The organism is Desulforhabdus sp. TSK, from assembly GCF_022836495.1.
GTDB lineage: Bacteria > Desulfobacterota > Syntrophobacteria > Syntrophobacterales > Syntrophobacteraceae > Desulforhabdus.
On record NZ_BQXM01000040.1, the window covers coordinates 26,191 to 43,884 of the forward strand.

Sequence of the window (17,694 nt, forward strand, 5' to 3'; positions counted from 1 at the left end):
AATCTTTCTCAAAAGACATCTTCTTTCTCCTTGCAAATGGTGAAAACAAAGTTCGAACCAGTCCGGTCCGCTTCATACCAGATGTCTCCCCCGTGTCTGCGGATGATCTCCTTTACCAGGTACAGTCCGAGCCCTACGCCTTGAGACGAGTCTTCAGCGCCGATACGGTCGAATTTCGTGAAGAGCTTCTCCCGATGCTCTTCCGAAACGGGCTCTCCCGTGTTGTAGACATTGAGCCGATAGCGGTCGCCCTGGTCCTCATAGCCAAATGCTATCGTGCACCCTTTGCCGCCGTATTGGACGGCATTTCTGAAAAGGTTTCGATACACACTCTTGAGCCATCTCCTTCCGGCATGGAGAGAGACGGCCCCTGCCGGAACACTCCCCAAACGGTTGTCAATCGTGACGCCCGCGGCCTGGATCTCATCGGCGAGCTCTTCCAAAACGGGATCGATGATCTCCTTCCTCAGGTCGAGAGATTCTTTCTGCATCCCGTGAAACCCCTCCACCGCAACGGCCCTGGACAGGCAATCCTCGACGATCCCGTGCAGCCGGACTGCCTGTGACATCAAGCCATTGAGAGTCCTCGCCACCCTCTCCTCCATGGCGCCGAACGAGCCGCGCACAAGGAGCTTCAGGCCGGCCCCCATCGAGATGAGCGGACCTCTCAGATCGTGAGACATGATCATGAGCATGTTCAACATGTGATCGTTCATCTTTAGAATGCGGCTTTCGGACTCTTCGAGAGCTTGCAGACAGTGCCTTCGCTCGGTAACATCCCGCACAAGCCCATCGCAGACGAGCGTCCCGTCGGGCTCCGTCCGAAGCCTCGCCGTAACGGAGCTGGTAAGGTAGCTCCCGTCCTTCCTCTGCATCTCCACCTCGACGTCCTTGATGAATCCCTCCGCTTCTATCCTTTGCCACAGGAGATGCCAGTCCTCGGCATTGCGAAAGAAGGAGGCCATGGAGCATGTCTTGCTCATATCCTCCCTGCACGCATGGTAAAACAGTTCTGCTCCCGCCTCGTTGACCTCGATAAGACGACCGTCTGCAGCCGCAACGAACATTATATGGGGGAAGCTTTCGAAAAAACTTTTGTACCTGGTGGTCTCCGAGCCCGATGTGTCCTCGTTCCCAGGCCGTAACGGATTGCGGGGTATCATTGCGCAAACCTCCTTATGGAAAGATGCCTGACGCTGCTTCCAATTTCGTTACGGCACGATCCAGACGGCGAGACCCTCCCCGCCGCTGAGCACCTTGCTGGTCACTCGGCCCATGAGGAATTCGCGCACAGCCGAGATTCCCCGCCTGCCCATGATAATGGTGCCGTAGCCCTCCTCTCTTGCGACATTGAGAATTTCCGCCGCACGGCTGTGCCCCCCGATCCTGCAGATATTTCCGATTTTTCGGGCATCGACGCCCGCTCTTTCGAGGCACTCCCCGTAAGATTCAAACATGCTCGTGACCCTCTGCTTGAGACTCTCCATCAGTTGCTCTTCGAGCTCTTCTCCCGGCTGAAGAGGAGTAGGTCCGAGAGTGGGCAAAAAACCGCGCACCACATGGCAAAGAGTCACCTCGGCTCCGCCGGCGGCCAGGAAGGGAGCGGCGTATTGGACGGCTTTCCGGGCATTATCCGAAACATCCACGGCAAGCAGTACCTTACGGGACCGAATTTCGCCTCCTACGATCCATACGGGAACGTCGTGGACCCTTTGTACGATTTTGTCCGAAACGCTCCCGAGAAGCATGCTCTCGACTTTGCCAAGCCCCCTTCTTCCCATCACTACGCCGTCGTAGCCCCTCGACGCCTCACAGACGATGTCCCTGGCAATTCCTTCCTTCCATTGGCGCAGCGAGACCCCGACGCGATCTTCGGAAAATCCTTCCCCTAAAAGAACCTCCCTGCAATCTTCGAGAAATCCCTCGGCTTCGCGCCTGCTCTCCAACAGGCACTGGTCGTATCTCTCCTTCATCTGCTGCATGAACTCCTCGTTCATGGGAATTTGCCAGAACACCTCATCCGGCCCCACGGGCAGAATGAAGAGCAGCCGCACCTCGAGGCTAGAACCCGAGCACTGGCGAGCCACATAGGTTACCGCGTCGAGGGCATGCCGGGAGCCGTCAACCGCGATTAGGAGTCTTTTGTGTGTCCGCATCCGATTTTCCTTTTTATTCAATGGACCCCTCCGGGTATACCCGCGGGCCGTCCTCCGTAGTCTCGCATGAAGAGCGTCAGAGGAATCACGACGGCGGTCAACCAGGCAAAGAGCCAGAAGATGTCATTGAACGAGAGCATGTTCGCCTGCCGAAGCAGCTCCCGGTAGATACCGGCCAGAAGAAGGGGTGAAGTGGCGCCGCCCGAATCCGGTCCGGGAATGGCATCGAGAAGACGCGCGGCGTAATCTCGCAGGGCGGGGTTGAACGGTGTCACATTCTCGACGAGAAAGCTCTGGTGGAGCTGTGAGCGTTGAGAGAGCAGCGTGGCGCTCACAGCAACACCAAAGCTTCCCCCGAGGTTTCTCAAGAGGTTGAACACCCCCGAAGCGTTCCCCATTTGCTCCTTCGGGATGTTCACGTAAGTGGAGGCGGCGAGGGGTACGAAAAAGAGACCCATGCCAAATCCCTGTACAATACGGGGCCATGCAATTGAAAAAAAGTCGGCCTGAAGGTTGAGCTTGCTCATGAGATGTAGTGAATAGGCCATGACGGCCAGGCCCAATGCGAGCAGCCCCTTTGGGCTCACCCCCTTTTTCATGAGTGCGCCGGCAACCGGCATGACCAATAGACTGGCCACCCCCCCGGGGCCCAATGCCAGGCCCGCCCAGACCGCCGTATATCCCATGAGGGTCTGGGCATAGAGGGGCAGCAGAATAATCCCCCCGAAAAGACAGAAAAAGCCTGTGAACATGATGATGTTTCCAGCTGCGAACGTGCGGTCTTTGAACACCTTGAGATTCACTACGGGATGCTCGGCCCTCAGCTCGACAAGAACGAAAAGGACCAAAGCAACGGCGGAAACCATGGTCAAAAGGACTATGAAATTCGACTCGAACCAATCCTCCCGCTCGCCCTTGTCGAGAACAATCTGCAGGCATCCCAGGCCGAGGGCGATCAAAAACAGGCCCCATTTGTCGATATGCAGGGCGGCTCGACGGATATAGGGGGGATCGTGGATAAGGAAAGCCGCCAGGAGCACCGCCAGTACGCCAAAGGGCAGGTTGATATAGAAGACCCAGCGCCAGGCCCAGTTGTCCGTAATCCAGCCTCCAACCACGGGACCGAGAATTGGGGCGAACACAACCCCCATGCCGAAGACCGCCATGGCCAGGCCGTGCTCCGCGACCGGAAAGGCTTCGAGCAATATGGCCTGGGAGAGAGGCTGCAGCCCGCCGCCTCCGATTCCTTGCAGGATGCGGGCAATCACCAGGACCTCCAGGGAAGGGGCGGCCCCGCAAAGGAGCGAGCTGAAGGTGAAAAGCACAATGGAAAAGATGAGGTAGCGCTTCCGCCCGAAGACGCTCGAGAGCCATCCCGTGATGGGAATGATGATGGCGTTGGCGACCAGGTAACTCGTGAGCACCCAGGTTACCTCGTCAACCCCGGCGCTGAGGCTTCCCTGTATGTGTGGAAGCGAAACGTTGACAACGCTCGTGTCCATCACCTCGAGAAAGGTCGGCAGGATCACCGTGAGGGCGACAATCCACTTGCTGGTATGAGGCGCCGCACCGGGTGAGGTCATTGGAGCTTGTGACCCCGGGGGCTGTCGATCGAGGTGGCGACCCGAAGCGTCGGCCCGCTCTTGTCGCCCGTAAATATACTCACTTCGAGGGATGCCCCGACGCGCAGCGGGAATTGGGCTGGCGGCGGAGCATTCAGGAGGATCTTCACCGGTATACGCTGCACCACCTTGATCCAGTTGCCCGTTGCATTTTCGGGAGGCAGCAGGGAAAAGGCCGCCCCCGTCCCCGCCCGAATGCCCTCGACCTTGCCCTCGTAGGTGTGCCCGGGATAAATGTCGGCCTTTATCTCGACAGGCTGGCCGATGCGCACGTCTCGAAGCTGAGTCTCCTTGAAATTGGCCTCGACGTAGACTTCCTTCAGGGGAATCACGGCAAGGAGAGGTTGGCCGGGCTGAACCCGCTCGCCCACCTGGATTCTCTTTTGGGCGACATAGCCCGAAATGGGGGCCGCAATGGTGCAATAGGAAAGGTTCAGCTCGGCCGTTTCGAGCTGAGCCCGGGTCTCCGCGAGCTTCGCCCTGAGGGCCGCAAGGTTTTTCTTTTCCATGTCCACCCGAAGCCGGTTTGCCTTGGCCGCGTCCCTCTGGGCCTTGACCCGGTCGATTTCCTGGAGCGCACCTGCAAGGGAGGCCTTGGCGGCCGCTATCTGGGCGGCGGTTGCCTCATACTGCGCCCTGCTCTTCTTGAAGGCCGTACTCGTTTTGTCCCGCTGCTGCTCGGAGCCCGCGCCTTCCTTAAAAAGGTTGGAATAGCGCTCGAAGTCCTTCCCGGCATGGTTGAACTCGGCTTCGGCCGCGACCCGGTTCCGATCGAGCTCATCGATCCGGTGGCGAAGCTCTCTCTCCTTGTCCTGAGTGCCCAGAACCGCCGCTTCGGCGGCAGTGAGCTGGGCGCTCGTCTGGCTGTCCGTGAGGCCGATATTTACCTCGGCCACCTCGATCTCGGCCTGGGTGCGCGCCAGGGCCGCGCTCTGCTTGTCCACCTCCGCCTGAAAGTCCCTCGGATCAAGATGCACGAGGACGGCGCCTGCCACGACCTCGTCGTCATTTTCAACCGAGATGCAACTGATGCTCCCCGCCACGCGGCTGCTCACGGCGGCGTTGTCGGCAACGACGTAGGCATTGTCCGTGGAAACCCGATTGCGCATGAAAAACCACCAGTAGCCAAGGGAAAGCCCCGCTCCGACCAGGCAGACCAAAAGGAGCCAGAAAACCTTGGAATTCTTCTTTCGTTTCTGATTAGCCTCGTTCAATTGTCCCTGGCTGGAATCTACCCTCTCTGCCATACCCGTCCTCCCGTTCGATCCAACCTGCACAGCCTTGAATCGGCTGCCAGTATTTTTCAACAAATGTCACAAACTCTCCCCAACGGCCCGTTCCAGGTCCACCCATGCAAGCTGGTAGCCGTAAAGCGCCTGGAAATAGTTGGTGCGGGCCTGGGCAAGATAGACCTCGGAGTCCAGCACTTCGGTGGAAATAACGACCTGTTGCCGATACTGGAGGGTTGTCATGCGCAGGTTCTCTTCGGCCTGCTTTACGGCCACGCGGGCAGTGGCCAGGTTTCGCGCGGCGACCTGAAGCTGCTCGTAGGAATCCTTGACCTCGATCCGGACCTGTTTCAAAAGATCCTGTTCCCTTTTCTTGAGAGCCTCCCTCCTGTGGCCCCACTGGCTCGCCTCGGCCCGCATCTTGCCTCCTTCGAAGAGGTTCCAGTCCATCCGGATTCCAACGGCCGCGTTGTTGTCGTTTGCAAAGTTGTTCTCCGTGGCAAGGAAATCCTCGCCTTCCCGGTAATAGGTTCCGAAAAGAGAGAGGTGCGGGTAGGCGGAGCTTCGGGCAAGACGCGCTCCCTGCTCTGTTTCGCGGATGGAGGCGGATGTGGCGGAGAGCTCGGGGCGCGCCTTTTCAGCCCGGTTCGAGAGCGCATCGAGAGTGGGCACATCCGCTGCCTTTCCATCCGGTGAAGGAAGCTTGTCCCATTCGGCAAGATCGAGCTCCGTTCCTTCATCGAGTCCAAGAAGGCGGTTCAGCCGGGCGCGCGTGATGAGCAGCTGCTTTGAAGCGGTGGCTTCCCTTTGTTTTGCGTCCGCAAGGGCGACTTCGGCTTTGAGCACATCGTTTTCGGCTGTGAGCCCTTGGCGGAAAAGGGCCTTGGCGTCCCTGAGATGCGCCTCCAGTTGGGCCACACTTTCGGTGACGACTTCGAGGCTCCTTTGGGCGAAGAGGACTTGAAGGAAGACGCCCCGAATGTCACGTTTGAGGTTCAAACGGGTTTCCTCCTTCCTGAAACCCGCCACGTTTCGCTCCTCTTTGGCTATTTCGTATTGCGCCTTGACACCGAAGCCCCGAAAGAGTGGCTGGGTGAGGGTTCCCTCCCAGCGGTTGACATCCCTGGAGCTGACCTCGACCTCATTGCCGGCTGTGCCGGGACTGCCCTGGATCTTGATGACAGGTGTGTCCTTCCAGCGCGTATACTCGTAGGAAGTATCGAGGCGAGGCAGAAAGCCCGCCCGCGCCATGTCCACACCCTTTTTAGCGGCATTGAGGTCCTCGTCGGCTGCCTGGAAGACGGGATTGTGGACAAGGCCAAAGTCCACGGCGCCTTCGATGGTCAGGGGCTGGGGTGGAAGGGCTTGCGGGTCGGGGCTTTCCTGCCCTGAGACGGCAGGACCTGCCGCAAACATCAGAAGGACCGACGCGAAGATCAGTGCGCTCAGGAAGAAGCTTCTCCGGATTCCCCCATGTCTTGCAGAACGCATAGGCTTTTCAATCCTCCATGATCCCTTTACAGAAGAGATCGACGGTTAGGTTCTTGAGATCTTCGATTTCAGCACTCTGGATTCCTGGGTCTTTGTAGATTCCCTGGAGGAGAGTGAGGAAATGGACCATTCCGATGAGAAGGCGGGCCAAAACCTGAGGGTCCATGGTTTTCATGACACCGTCCCTCATGCGTTTCTCGAAGTAAGAGCTCAGGAAGAGGAAGTAATCCTGCAGGGGTTCTTCCACAAACTTGCGGGCAAACTCATGGTCTTCGAGAGCGCTGAAAAGGAGTATGCGCAGGAAGGAATTATCCCTTCTCTGCTCCTGGAGGTAATTTCCCACAATGGTCTCAAGCACCTCCCGGTCTTGCCCGGCCTCGGCGGCCTGTGTCGGAAAATAGAGATGCCTGGTTGTTTCGAGCCTCTTTTCGAGGATCGCATCGTAGAGCACCTCTTTGCTCGGGAAGTGGTTATAGATCATGGCCTCGCTGATTCCGGCCGCCCGAGCAAGCAGGCGCATGGAGGACCCATGGAAGCCGTGTATCGAGAAGACCTCCGTCGCGGTCCGCAGGATCTTTTCTCGCCTTTCGTCGCCCTTGAGCCTGGTTTTCTTTTTTACTTTCTCATTCACGATCCGGCCCTCTGATTTGGGTTCATGGTCATAATTAAGTTAACGATCACTAATTTACCCAAAGACGGAGGTGGTGTAAAGCATTTCGTATGAATGGCAGGTGGAACGAAAAGGTGCTTTTCGGTCAGGATTGGGCTCCGGGGTAACGCCGGGGAGTCGGTTGGCCTGCTAAAACCTGGGTGGGGGGGGCGTCGAAGGCTCAGATCTCATTCATCAGTACCTCGCTCACTTCATCACTCGTGAGGCCTAGATACCTCATGGTGGTCGTGGGGCTGGAATGATTGAACCGCTTGGCCAGGACCTCGAAGCCAACACCATACTTGGTCCTCTGGATGAATCCAAACGTTTTCCTCAGGGTGTGTGCTCCGTAGTTCCCGTGGTTTAGATTGATCGTGGCGGTCCATTTCTTGATCAGTGCATTGACGGCTTGAATCGTGATGGGCTCCCTTGTTTTGCGGCTCGCAAAAAGATAATCGTCATCTCGAGGCCTGACTTTCTCCAGGTAGTTTCGAAGGGCCTTGTGGACGGCCTTGTTGACCATGAGAATATTTTGCTTTCCGGTCTTCACCTCCTTGATCGTGATGTACTCGCCGGGTTTGAGAGATTTCACGTCCTTTACCTTCACGATAAGGAGGTCCCCCGCCCGAAGGCCGTTATTGATTCCCATGGTAAAGAGCAGCAAATCCCTTGGCGTTCTAGACAGAAGCTGTTTAATGGTCTGGATGTCTTCGCTTCGACGGATGGGATCCACCCGGATCTTCTGACCTTTCCTGGGATGGTTGGGGTTTTTGTTTCGTTCCATCATGCGCCTTCTTTGGACAGCAGGTGCTTTAAGGTGTATTTCCGGGGAGAACGGCGCTTGGGATCGGTCTTTTCCCTGATGCGCCGGTTAAAAAAGCGTTCTGCCTCATCGAGTGAGACAAACTCCCACGTCCTTTCGTCCCACACTCTTCCCCTCGCTGCGCTCGCCTTGCGGACTCGATACTTCCCGCAATGCTCCTTGATCCAAATCGAATAGAAAGTTTGCCGCAGAGTGTCGAAAACGACCAGGTGGGCATTTTTGACAACCTTGGGTCCGGATGCTTCGATTGGGATCATGGATGCTGCCTTTTCGAGTCAGATTGGCTCCAAATCCACCTCTGCAAACCTGATGTTAACTTCTAGTATAGATATGACATTATAGTTAATAAAAAAATGCGGAAGGAATCGGATGCGGCTCTTTTGGAACGACGCGTTGCTCACCCCCTTGTCATGCTGCGCAGGCGAAACCGCCGCATGCGCAGTGATTGCGTTGGTGCTCCCGGCTTTGGTGAAATGCCCAGTAGGCGTCAAAGTCGCCGCTTGACCGCAGGGAACGAATCTTGAGCACCGCTTCTGCTCTTTTCAGGCGCCAGCGTGCCCCTGTCCGGTCCATTCGGTCCTTAATCAAATGTCGGCAGGCGCCCTCAATGACACCGGTGGCAATGGGAAGCCCATCCGACAGGTACCGGTCATATTCCAGTATGGGTCGGTATTTTTCAAGGTAATCTGAGCACTTGTCTACGGCCTTGCGTTTGTCGGAGCTCAACTGGTGAAACGTCGCGCCTTGGCGCAATCCGCAGGCCACCTCAGCGGCCTTGCCCTGCAGGATCTTGAGGGCCCGCTCAGCCACCCAGTTTTAGACCTCAACGCTCCCTGCGGCATGGAAACCATAGGCCGCCTTCCAGAGGTATTCCAGAACATGGATGAAATCCAGGATCAGGGACACATCCGGTCGATGCCGATGAATCAAGCCAAGGACAAGATCGAGTTGTTTCTCGCCTCCGTCAACCAGGATCGCCCATGGGCGCTTCTTTTCCGGATCGCGCCGCAGGGCTTCGTCAAACATGTCCTGGATCACATCCTCCTGTTCCTGCTCCACACAGGCCCAGACCCGTTTATGGGTGGCTCGCGGACGGGCAGGCGTATCCTCATTCGGGCACAATCCCATGACCTCCTCGGGGCTGCGCTCGTGAGCCTTGATGTCATAGACGGCTGCAACGGTTGCCATGCGCTTGCGATTGAGCTTCTCTCCGGGATTGAGCCGGGCTCCGGGACGCCGCACGGACTCTTCGGCAGCTTTGCGCGTGGCGGCTCGAAGATCCTCCTTGCGCATGACAATCCCTTTTTGATCGACAGTCATCACCAGAATATCCGACGTCAGCCGGACTTTCTCGGTCTTTCCAGCCGAATAGAACTCATCAAAATCCTGCGCAGCGACAACCGCGATCTCCTCCAGTTGTCGTTTGGGGACCTTTCCGCCTTTTGTTTTGTGAATATTGGCCACCGCTTCATCAAACGAATTCACGGCCGCTTCTTCCGCCACTCGATATCTGAGTCCGTGGGAGTACCGATCCTTGGGCAGATTGAGCTGCGCATCCAACGGAAACATGCTGGGCACTCCAGGGCGACTGTATCCCTTCCGTCTGCTCGTCACCTCTCCGAACAAGGTCATCAATTGCCGCTCACAACTCGGTCTGCAATGAGTCAGTGGAGTACCTTCAGGACTGGTCACATCAGATCTTCGCGGTTCCCGGTTTGTCCGAAGGTCGAGGTAGGCCTGCATGAGGCGCCTCAGCAGTTCGGTCCCCTCTCTAAAAATCAGGGTCTCTATGGGACCGTGCTGCATCTGCCCTGCTGTCTCCCCGATAAGCTGGGAGACCAGAGACTCGAACTGTTCACAAGCCGGACCGAACATCTCGCTTTCCATCGGGTACGCCAGGATCATCAAAGGACCTCCTTGGGTTATGGGTTCCCAACGTACATTCCCATAATGGAGGCCAGATGTCCATAGGCTTGACATTTCAACAATACTTCATGCGCGGGAGGCCGCTCTTTGACCCTCGTTCCAAAAGATCCGCACCCAATTCACATGAAAGGGCTGGCTTATTTGCACATCCTCCTGACTCATCATGGAAAGGAAATATCCTGCTGGGATCTCTACCATAACTTTAGCACATCGAGTGAGGGTACCGATATAGGTCAAGCTTACAACAATAAGCTGGAAGTTGCAGGGAGCACTGAACAGAAAGTCTCGGACAGCAAGGCCATAAATGCGGTCAAAAAGGCGTTGAAGGAACAAACCGAAGATCTGAAGGCCCTGGAATATGACACCTCCTTGAATCCGGAAGAGAAGCTGACCAGAAAGGAAGGTCTCACTTCTCAAATCAACAAGCTGAAGGATTATCTTGATGGCAGCCGTGGTACGTTTTCAACATCAAGTGCTGACCAGGGTAAGAACGTCAATCTGCGAACAAACGTGAAGAGATCCATCGATTCTGTCTTAAGAAAGCTTTCGGCGATTTGTCCTGAGGCTGCCACGTTTTTGAATAAGGAAACCGTTTCAACAGGCTATTCCTGCAGCTATGACCCTAAAACTTCACCGATCCCTCGCTGGACACTATCTCCCCCGTCGAGCAGCTCCAGATATGATCAGAATACCTGAATTTATTACTTTAAAAACATATAGGAGAGAAATGGAATAAGCCGGTCTTGGGAGCTTTCTTTCCAGTCTAATCCTGATCTAATCCTACTTCTGAGCAAAAACAGTGCCCTTCACAGGGCCATTTTCACATAACCATCCCTTCCGGTGGTGAAAGCATGGCCCCTCCGAAAAGGATCAGTCTCTATCCCAGCATGGGGCTGCTTTCGCTCAGCGAGCACCTACCCCACCAACTCCGCTAATTGGTTCGGAATCTAAGACTTCATGGAGTTCTGTTCGGAAGCACATTTGAGCCTGCTCCGGGTACTTGCCTCAAGCTCATTGCTGGACTCAATGCATTTCTCTATTTCCATTGATATTACCAATTGGAAAAATAGGGAATGATCCAGTATATGTTTCAGGTTACCCCCAGCCTACATCAACGGAATGCTGTGCTGCGTGTGAGCATGCAGGGTGGGAGCATTCACCGGACAATTCCATAGCTCAGGGAGGCTTTCTTTATGTCAACACCACACGACGCAATGTGGGAGAAACTCAATCTGGACCTGGACGCTCATGCCGGGCTGCTCCAGGTTCTCGGGAAGTTCTATGGGGACATTTATATGAGCCAGACCGGTCGGCTCAAGGGAATGGAGTACCTCGATTTCGTCCTTTCCGAGGTGCACGGGCTTCGGATAAAGGAACTACAAGATGCCAAGGCTCAGGGGAAGAAGGTGATCGGAACCTTTTGTGTCTTTGTTCCTGAAGAAATAGTGCTGGCGGCCGATGGAGTCCAAGTGGGGCTCTGTGCGGGGGCCGAAGCCGGGAAAGATGCCGCGGAGAAGGTCCTCCCCAGGAATACGTGCGCTCTCATCAAGTCCTTTGTGGGCTTCAAGCTCTCGAGGCTTTGCCCATTCATCGAATCCTGTGACCTTGTAGTGGGGGAAACGACCTGTGACGGCAAGAAGAAAGCCTACGAGATCTTTGCCGATTACGCGCCAGTCTACGTGATGGAAATTCCCCAGATGAAGAATGCCTGCGACCGGGAACTCTGGCGGGCCGAAGTGCTGCGCTTCAAGGATAAGGTCGAGGAGGTTACCGGAAAGAGCATCATGGCCCCCAGACTTCGCGAAGCGATCCGCCTGGTGAACGACAGGCGCAAGGTTCTGCAGAGGCTAAATAGGCTGAGGGCTGCCAGCCCTGTGCCGATTTCGGGCCGAGATGCTCTGCTCATAAATCAGATCAGCTTCTACGATGATCCCGTACGGTTCACCGAAAAGATCGGCCACCTTTGCGATGAGCTTGAAGAGCAGGTTAACTCTGGTAAGGGAATCGTACCGAAGGAGACGCCGCGCCTCATGCTCTCGGGATGTCCCATGGCCGTTCCCAACTGGAAGCTCCCGTATGTGATCGAATCATCGGGTGCGGTCATTATCGGAGAAGAATCGTGCATCGGGACTCGCAACATCAGAGACCTTGTCGATGAGAGTGGAGAGAGCCTGGATGATCTTCTGAACGCCATTGTGGATCGCTACATGCGGATCGATTGTGCCTGCTTTACGCCCAACATGGAGCGAATGGACAACATCGTGAGCATGGCCAGGGACCTCAAGGCAGACGGTGTCATCCACTACGGGCTCTCCTTCTGCCAGCCCTACGCCATTGAGGCCTTCAAGGTCGAAAAGGCGCTCAAGGCCGCCGACATCCCCATGCTTTCCATCGAAACGGATTACAGCATGGAGGACGTCGAGCAGCTCAAGACGCGTGTCGAGGCTTTCGTGGAGATGGTTCGTTGAAAGAGAATATTGCCGGGATCGACATCGGGTCTCGCTCCATCGAGCTGGTCGTATTGAATGGCTGTGGTCCTCCGGTTCATCAGGTTAAGGTGCCAACGACCTTTGATCCGCTCGCTCAATGCAGAAGGCTCATGGGGGAGGTGAGCGCGGGAAGGGTTGTCGCTACAGGATACGGCAGGAAGCTTTTTGCTGATTTTGCAGAGGATATGGACGTTACCACCATAACCGAGATCCAGGCGTATGCACTGGGTGCAAGGTTCCTTTTTCCCGAGGCGCGAACCGTCCTCGACATCGGCGGTCAGGATACAAAGGTCATCTCGCTTCTTACCAACGGAAAGGTAGGCAAGTTCGAGATGAATGACCGCTGTGCCGCGGGGACCGGAAAGTTCCTCGAATTCATGGCAACCGCCCTGCAGGTTCCGCTGGAATCCTTCGGTGAGTATGCCCTCGGGTCTGATAAGCGCATCCAGATCAACAGCATGTGCACAGTCTTTGCCGAAAGTGAGGCTACATCCCTCATGGCTCGGGGAGAAAAGGCGGAAAACATCGCCATGGGGCTCCACCTGGCCATCGTACAGCGAACGCTTGCCATGCTCCGGCGCGTCGGCATGGAATCTCCGCTGGTTTTTGCCGGAGGCGTGGCTCACAACGTGTGCGTGAGGAAGACCATCGAGGAACAGCTCGAAGAGAAGCTGCTCATTCCCGAGAATCCGGACATGGTGGGTGCTCTCGGAGCAGCGCTTTATGGGAAGGGCTTGCAGCCAGGGACACAGTAGAACGGTCTTACCGGGGCATATCAGAGGCAAAAGATTTGAAGCGTCCGCGCGCGCAGGGCCGGAAATACGATAACCAGCATAGCAGACAAAGGTTTATAGGGAGGGGTAGAGTATGGGTTTTTGCGCAAGCGCATCGATGTGGTTGCCATTCTTTCGGTTTTCTTTCTTCTCGGTTTGTTCCAGCCCGCTGCCCTTTGCGGCGCCCTGGACGGGTTTGCGGGGCTTGAAGGGAGCATAAGCATTGCTGGGGGCACGGCACACATACCCGTTATGACCGATGCAGCCAAGGAGATCATGACTTTCAACCCGAAGATCCGGATTACCGTTGAAGGCGGGGGCTCGGGAGCCGGAGTCCAGAAAGTCGGGGAAGGGTTGGTGGATATTGGAAACACAGGCCGGGCTATATCCGAAGAGGAAATCGCCAAGTACGGCCTCAAATCCTTTGCCTTTGCCCTCGATGGAGTCGCTGCCGCGGTTCATCCGCAAAACCCCGTGGAAAACCTCTCCCAGCAGCAGGTGCGGGATATCTTTGCAGGAACCATCACCGGCTGGAAAGACGTCGGGGGAAAGGATGGCTCCATTCACCTTTTCAGTCGTGACGAGGCAAGCGGCACGCGCGAGGTCTTCTGGGAGAAGCTTTTGAAAAAGGGACCGGTCGCCGGAACAGCCAACATCGTTCCCTCTAATGGGGCCATGAAGATCGCCATTTCCCAGGACAAAGACGCCATAGGCTATGTGGGTATCGGGCACGTGGACCAAAGCCTCAAGGCCGTCAATCTTGAATCTGTTGCCGCCACTCAGGAAAACGCCATGAACGGAAGCTATCCCGTGGTTCGAAAGCTCTACATGAATACCAAGGGAGAGCCTTCCAAGCTCATAAAAGCCTTCATCGACTACATCATGAGCCCTGAAGGTTCTGAAATCATCAAAAAGCACGGCTACATTCCGCTAAAGTAGTATGGATCGCTTGCATAGGAATATCGGGATGGGGATGGAGGCGAATCGTGTCGGCCTGATCTCCGAAAGATGGATTCAATGGAGCCTTTCAATCGCCACAGGAATTTCCGCCGTGGCGATTCTTTTCATGCTCGCTCTGCTCGTCTATTTCTGCCTGCCTCTTATCACCTCGGGCGGAATGAGCGCAATTCTGTCATGGGAATGGAAGCCTTTTTCGGGTCATTTCGGAATCCTTCCCATGTGCGTCGGCTCCCTTCTTCTTTCGGTGTTTGCTCTGGGTCTGGCATTTCCAACGGCCATGGGAATCTGCGGCTTTGTGGCCGTCCTTGCCCCGAGGGGCCTCGCCCGTTTCCTTCTGGCTCTGGTCCATTTCATGACGAGCATCCCCACTGTCATCTACGGCTTCGTTTCCGTCTTCCTGCTCGTTCCCCTCGTGAGGGTCTGGCTAAAGGCAGGCACAGGCTTTTCCTTTCTAACGGCGGGGCTCACATTGGGCCTGCTCATCCTTCCAACCATCGTCCTCATATTCCATGCAAGGCTCCAGCAGATCGATCCCACGCTTCGGCTCGCAGCGGAGGCCATGGGGCTCACCCCCGCCCGCCAGTTTCTTCACGTGCTCATTCCCGCATCCTCGCGAGGCCTTGTCGTTGCCGCCATACTGGGATTTGGAAGGGCCGTGGGGGACACCCTGATCTAGCTCATGCTTGCAGGAAACGCTCCGCAGGTCCCGGGCTCTCTTTTTGACTCCGTCCGAACGCTCACGGCACACATCGCCCTGGTTGTCGCAACAGACAGCCAGAGCATGTCCTACAGGTCCGTTTTTGCATCGGGTCTTATCCTCTTTCTGCTCATGGGCGGAGCCAATTTTTTCATCCGAAGACTGGATAACAGCACAGGAAAGAAGCGCCATGAAAAGGACTCTTGATCTGCTCATGACCCCCTACGCCTGGCTCTGTGCCATTGGGGTATTCCTGGCCACCTCGCTTCTCCTGATTTTCCTGCTCAAACGGGGATTGGGCTTCATCGATTCGAAGCTGTTTTTCGGTGATACTCCTTGGCTTTCGGCCATAACGGGAGCGCGGCCGGTGTTTGAAGGCATATGGCCTGCGGTTGTGGGGACTCTCCTTCTGGTCATACTCTCATCGGCCATCGCCATCCCGGTTGGTGTTGCAAGCGGCGTCTATCTCTCCAAATACGCTCCGGAGCGCGCCCGCTCTTTACTGGGATTTGCCGTGGATGTACTGTCCGGCACCCCTTCCATCGTCATGGGGCTTTTTGGGTTCACTATGATTCTTTTCCTTCGTAATACCATAGTCCCGCAGGCAAGACCGTCCCTCTTTCTTGCAACGGTGTGTATCGCGCTGCTCATTTTGCCCTATGTGATCCGTACGACCCAGACGGATCTTGAAGGCATACCGGAGCATCTGCGGCTGCTCGGGCCAGGCCTTGGACTCACCCACTGGCACAAAATATCAGGCACGTCCTGCTGCCCCTCTCAAGCCGGGGAATCCTGAGCGGGGCCATACTCGCCATCGGAAGGGCCTCGGAGGACACGGCTGTTATTCTCCTTACCGGAGTCGTCGCCCGCGCCGGCCTTCCCGCGAGCCTTTGGGACAAGTTCGAGGCGCTCCCCTTTCGCATCTGCTACCTGGCAGCCGAGCATCGAAGCCAAGCGGAGCTCGATCAGGGATTCGGTACGGCTCTCGTCCTCCTTGTCCTGACCGGCTCTCTCTTCCTGGCTGCTTCTTCTCTGCACGCAAGATTCGAGAAGCGATGGAAAACACATTAGCGCCTTCCCCCAGGGCGACAGCTACGATTCGAGACCTCTCAGTTGCTTTCTCGGGAAAGACCGTCTTGAGCTCCGTCAACCTGACCCTTTGCCCGGGAGAGCTCACAGTCATCGTGGGGCCTTCGGGGTCGGGTAAATCCACTCTCCTTCGGGCCATCAACCGGTTGAACGAGCTCTTCCCGGGGTGCCGGACCCGGGGGGATGTCTGGGTCAGTCTCGATGGCCGATGCGGAAACGTCTACGACGGCTTCCTGCCCCTTCCGGAGCTTCGCAGGAAGGCTGGAATGGTTTTTCAGACTCCCGGCGTACGCCCTTTTTCCATCCGAAAGAATCTCGCCATGCCGCTTAAAACCACGCTTGGCATCACCGGGAGTACACTGGCGGAGCGCATCGAATGGGCGCTGCGCGAAGCCTCGCTTTGCGAGGAAGTGAAAGATAGACTCAATGATGGCGCCATAACCCTTTCAGGCGGCCAGCAGCAACGCCTCTGCCTTGCCCGTGCACTGGCCCTGGAACCTCAAATTCTCCTGCTAGACGAACCCACGGCATCCCTTGACTTCAGAGCCACACAGAAGATTGAGCAGCTCTTGAAAAGACTTAAAGAACGTTATACCGTCTTGGCCGTTTCCCATAGCCTCAGCCAGACTCGACGTCTGGCCGACAAGGTCTATGTCCTCCGTGAAGGAGTTGTCGGGCAAGAGATATCCGGAGAGTGCTGGCAAGATCCTAAAGCGTTTGAGAAGCTCATTGAAGATGCCTTCTGAGCTTGGCGCAAGGAGAACGAAGTATGCTTGAAATCCATATCCCGGGAGATGAGCGGCCCATGCATCTTTCCCACCTGGTTCTGGACTATAACGGAACCGTCGCATGCGACGGAGAGATCATTTCAGGAGTCAGAGAGCGCCTTGAGACCCTCTCCGCGCATCTCGAGATTCACATCCTCACGGCGGACACTTTTGGAAGCGTTCATGAAACGCTTGCCGGTATCTCCTGCGGGCTTTCGATCATCCCTCGCGAAGGGCAAGCTCAGGCGAAACTGCGCTACGTTGAGCAGTTGGGTCTCGCAAGTTCCGTCTGTGTTGGAAACGGCCGCAACGACGGACTGATGCTTCGAGAGGCGGTTTTGGGGATAGCGGTGGTGCAAACGGAGGGAGCTGCCATGAGTGCAATTCTGGCAGCCGACGTCGTGACCTCCAATATTCTGGATGCACTGGATCTTTTGCTCCATCCATTGAGGCTCATGGCGACACTTCGGTCATAAATGAGCCCTCTCAGTTCAGGAATCTCGATCGGATGGAGCTTTGTTTCGTGTGTCCCGTGACGGGAAAGGATTACGCCTCGGAAAACTGGCGGATCGTGGGTGAGCTCTACGTGCGCGAGGAGGTGGGGGGGAAGCCGGATGTTTGTGGGAAGGGTGGCAGTGGAGTGTTCCTATTGCGGGAACACCCACTCCTATTCGGTGGAGCAGTTGGTCTGCCCCTGGTCGCAGGCCGGGGGGTAAGTTCATCTATCGAAGGAGGAGGACGTGGAAAGCACGAAGAATGTCTTTGCGACGAAAGCGGGCATCATCGCGGTCGGTGCTGTCATCGGGGTGTTGGCCGCCCTGCTGCAAAAGCTGGGAAACCCCGGCAACATGGGCATTTGCGTGGCCTGCTTCGATCGGGATATCACGGGCGCTTTAGGCATGCACCGGGCGGAGCTGGTGCAGTACCTGAGGCCGGAGATCCTGGGGTTTGTGCTGGGGTCTTTTGCTGCCGCCCTGGCGCTCGGTGAGTTCAAATCCAGGGGAGGTTCGGCGCCCCTGGCAA

At 56.3% G+C, this 17,694-nt stretch carries 18 protein-coding genes and 1 pseudogene; 9 read left to right on the forward strand and 10 right to left on the reverse strand.

Translation table 11 applies throughout. The annotated features are described in order from the left end of the window. Nucleotides 1–8: 8 nt before the first annotated feature. The 10 genes from MWC30_RS18550 to MWC30_RS18595 all read right to left on the reverse strand — a co-directional run bounded on the left by MWC30_RS18550 (nt 9) and on the right by MWC30_RS18595 (nt 9,875). Nucleotides 9–1,163 (reverse strand): PAS domain-containing sensor histidine kinase, encoded by a 1,155-nt coding sequence (locus MWC30_RS18550; protein ID WP_244085698.1) that lies wholly within the window; start codon nt 1,161–1,163, stop codon nt 9–11. Nucleotides 1,164–1,211: 48 nt separating this feature from the next. Then, nucleotides 1,212–2,156 (reverse strand): universal stress protein, encoded by a 945-nt coding sequence (locus MWC30_RS18555; protein WP_244085699.1) that lies wholly within the window; start codon nt 2,154–2,156, stop codon nt 1,212–1,214. A 17-nt stretch (nt 2,157–2,173) separates the two neighbouring features. Further along, nucleotides 2,174–3,739: a DHA2 family efflux MFS transporter permease subunit gene (locus MWC30_RS18560; protein ID WP_244085700.1), complete on the reverse strand. Its 1,566-nt coding sequence runs from the start codon at nt 3,737–3,739 to the stop codon at nt 2,174–2,176. After that, nucleotides 3,736–5,025, reverse strand: a complete 1,290-nt coding sequence (locus MWC30_RS18565; RefSeq protein ID WP_244085701.1) for an HlyD family secretion protein — start codon at nt 5,023–5,025, stop codon at nt 3,736–3,738. Before MWC30_RS18565 ends, MWC30_RS18560 begins: the two co-directional genes overlap by 4 nt. Nucleotides 5,026–5,091: 66 nt before the next feature. Next, on the reverse strand, nt 5,092–6,498 hold the full coding sequence (locus MWC30_RS18570) for a TolC family protein (RefSeq protein ID WP_244085702.1): 1,407 nt from the start codon (nt 6,496–6,498) through the stop codon (nt 5,092–5,094). Nucleotides 6,499–6,505: 7 nt separating this feature from the next. Next, nucleotides 6,506–7,129, reverse strand: coding sequence for a TetR/AcrR family transcriptional regulator (locus tag MWC30_RS18575; RefSeq protein WP_244085703.1), 624 nt, complete (start codon nt 7,127–7,129; stop codon nt 6,506–6,508). A gap of 199 nt (nt 7,130–7,328) precedes the next feature. Then, the gene (locus tag MWC30_RS18580; protein ID WP_368860889.1) at nt 7,329–7,931 is read right to left on the reverse strand and encodes a tyrosine-type recombinase/integrase; all 603 of its coding nucleotides are present in this window, start codon (nt 7,929–7,931) and stop codon (nt 7,329–7,331) included. Continuing rightward, nucleotides 7,931–8,227, reverse strand: coding sequence for a hypothetical protein (locus tag MWC30_RS18585; RefSeq protein ID WP_244085705.1), 297 nt, complete (start codon nt 8,225–8,227; stop codon nt 7,931–7,933). The genes MWC30_RS18580 and MWC30_RS18585 overlap by 1 nt, the downstream gene beginning before the upstream one ends. A gap of 151 nt (nt 8,228–8,378) precedes the next feature. Further along, the gene (locus tag MWC30_RS18590; protein WP_244085706.1) at nt 8,379–8,780 is read right to left on the reverse strand and encodes a hypothetical protein; all 402 of its coding nucleotides are present in this window, start codon (nt 8,778–8,780) and stop codon (nt 8,379–8,381) included. 6 nt (nt 8,781–8,786) lie between these two features. After that, nucleotides 8,787–9,875 (reverse strand): hypothetical protein, encoded by a 1,089-nt coding sequence (locus MWC30_RS18595; RefSeq protein WP_244085707.1) that lies wholly within the window; start codon nt 9,873–9,875, stop codon nt 8,787–8,789. A gap of 108 nt (nt 9,876–9,983) precedes the next feature. Between MWC30_RS18595 and MWC30_RS18600 the strand changes: the two genes are divergently transcribed. The 9 genes and pseudogenes from MWC30_RS18600 to MWC30_RS18640 all read left to right on the forward strand — a co-directional run. Further along, complete coding sequence (locus MWC30_RS18600; protein ID WP_244085708.1) at nt 9,984–10,592, forward strand: hypothetical protein; 609 nt, start codon at nt 9,984–9,986, stop codon at nt 10,590–10,592. Nucleotides 10,593–11,089: 497 nt separating this feature from the next. Then, entirely contained in the window at nt 11,090–12,364 is a 1,275-nt protein-coding gene (locus tag MWC30_RS18605; protein ID WP_244085709.1) for a double-cubane-cluster-containing anaerobic reductase, read from the forward strand. Next, nucleotides 12,361–13,140 carry an acyl-CoA dehydratase activase gene (locus MWC30_RS18610; protein WP_244085710.1) on the forward strand — a complete coding sequence of 260 codons (780 nt, stop codon included), beginning with the start codon at nt 12,361–12,363 and terminating at the stop codon, nt 13,138–13,140. Before MWC30_RS18605 ends, MWC30_RS18610 begins: the two co-directional genes overlap by 4 nt. Before the next feature lie 174 nt (nt 13,141–13,314). Beyond that, complete coding sequence (locus tag MWC30_RS18615) at nt 13,315–14,097, forward strand: phosphate ABC transporter substrate-binding protein (RefSeq protein WP_368860890.1); 783 nt, start codon at nt 13,315–13,317, stop codon at nt 14,095–14,097. Between the two features lie 112 nt (nt 14,098–14,209). After that, nucleotides 14,210–14,794, forward strand: coding sequence for a PstC family ABC transporter permease (locus MWC30_RS18620; RefSeq protein WP_244085712.1), 585 nt, complete (start codon nt 14,210–14,212; stop codon nt 14,792–14,794). Between the two features lie 211 nt (nt 14,795–15,005). Then, a complete protein-coding gene (locus MWC30_RS18625) occupies nt 15,006–15,611 on the forward strand; it encodes an ABC transporter permease subunit (protein WP_254006174.1) in 606 nt (201 codons plus the stop codon). Between the two features lie 259 nt (nt 15,612–15,870). Continuing rightward, complete coding sequence (locus MWC30_RS18630) at nt 15,871–16,650, forward strand: phosphate ABC transporter ATP-binding protein (protein ID WP_244085713.1); 780 nt, start codon at nt 15,871–15,873, stop codon at nt 16,648–16,650. Between the two features lie 23 nt (nt 16,651–16,673). After that, nucleotides 16,674–17,147, forward strand: a complete 474-nt coding sequence (locus MWC30_RS18635) for an HAD family hydrolase (protein ID WP_244085714.1) — start codon at nt 16,674–16,676, stop codon at nt 17,145–17,147. Between the two features lie 264 nt (nt 17,148–17,411). Continuing rightward, nucleotides 17,412–17,694, forward strand: a pseudogene (locus MWC30_RS18640) (YedE-related selenium metabolism membrane protein); the annotation flags it as partial.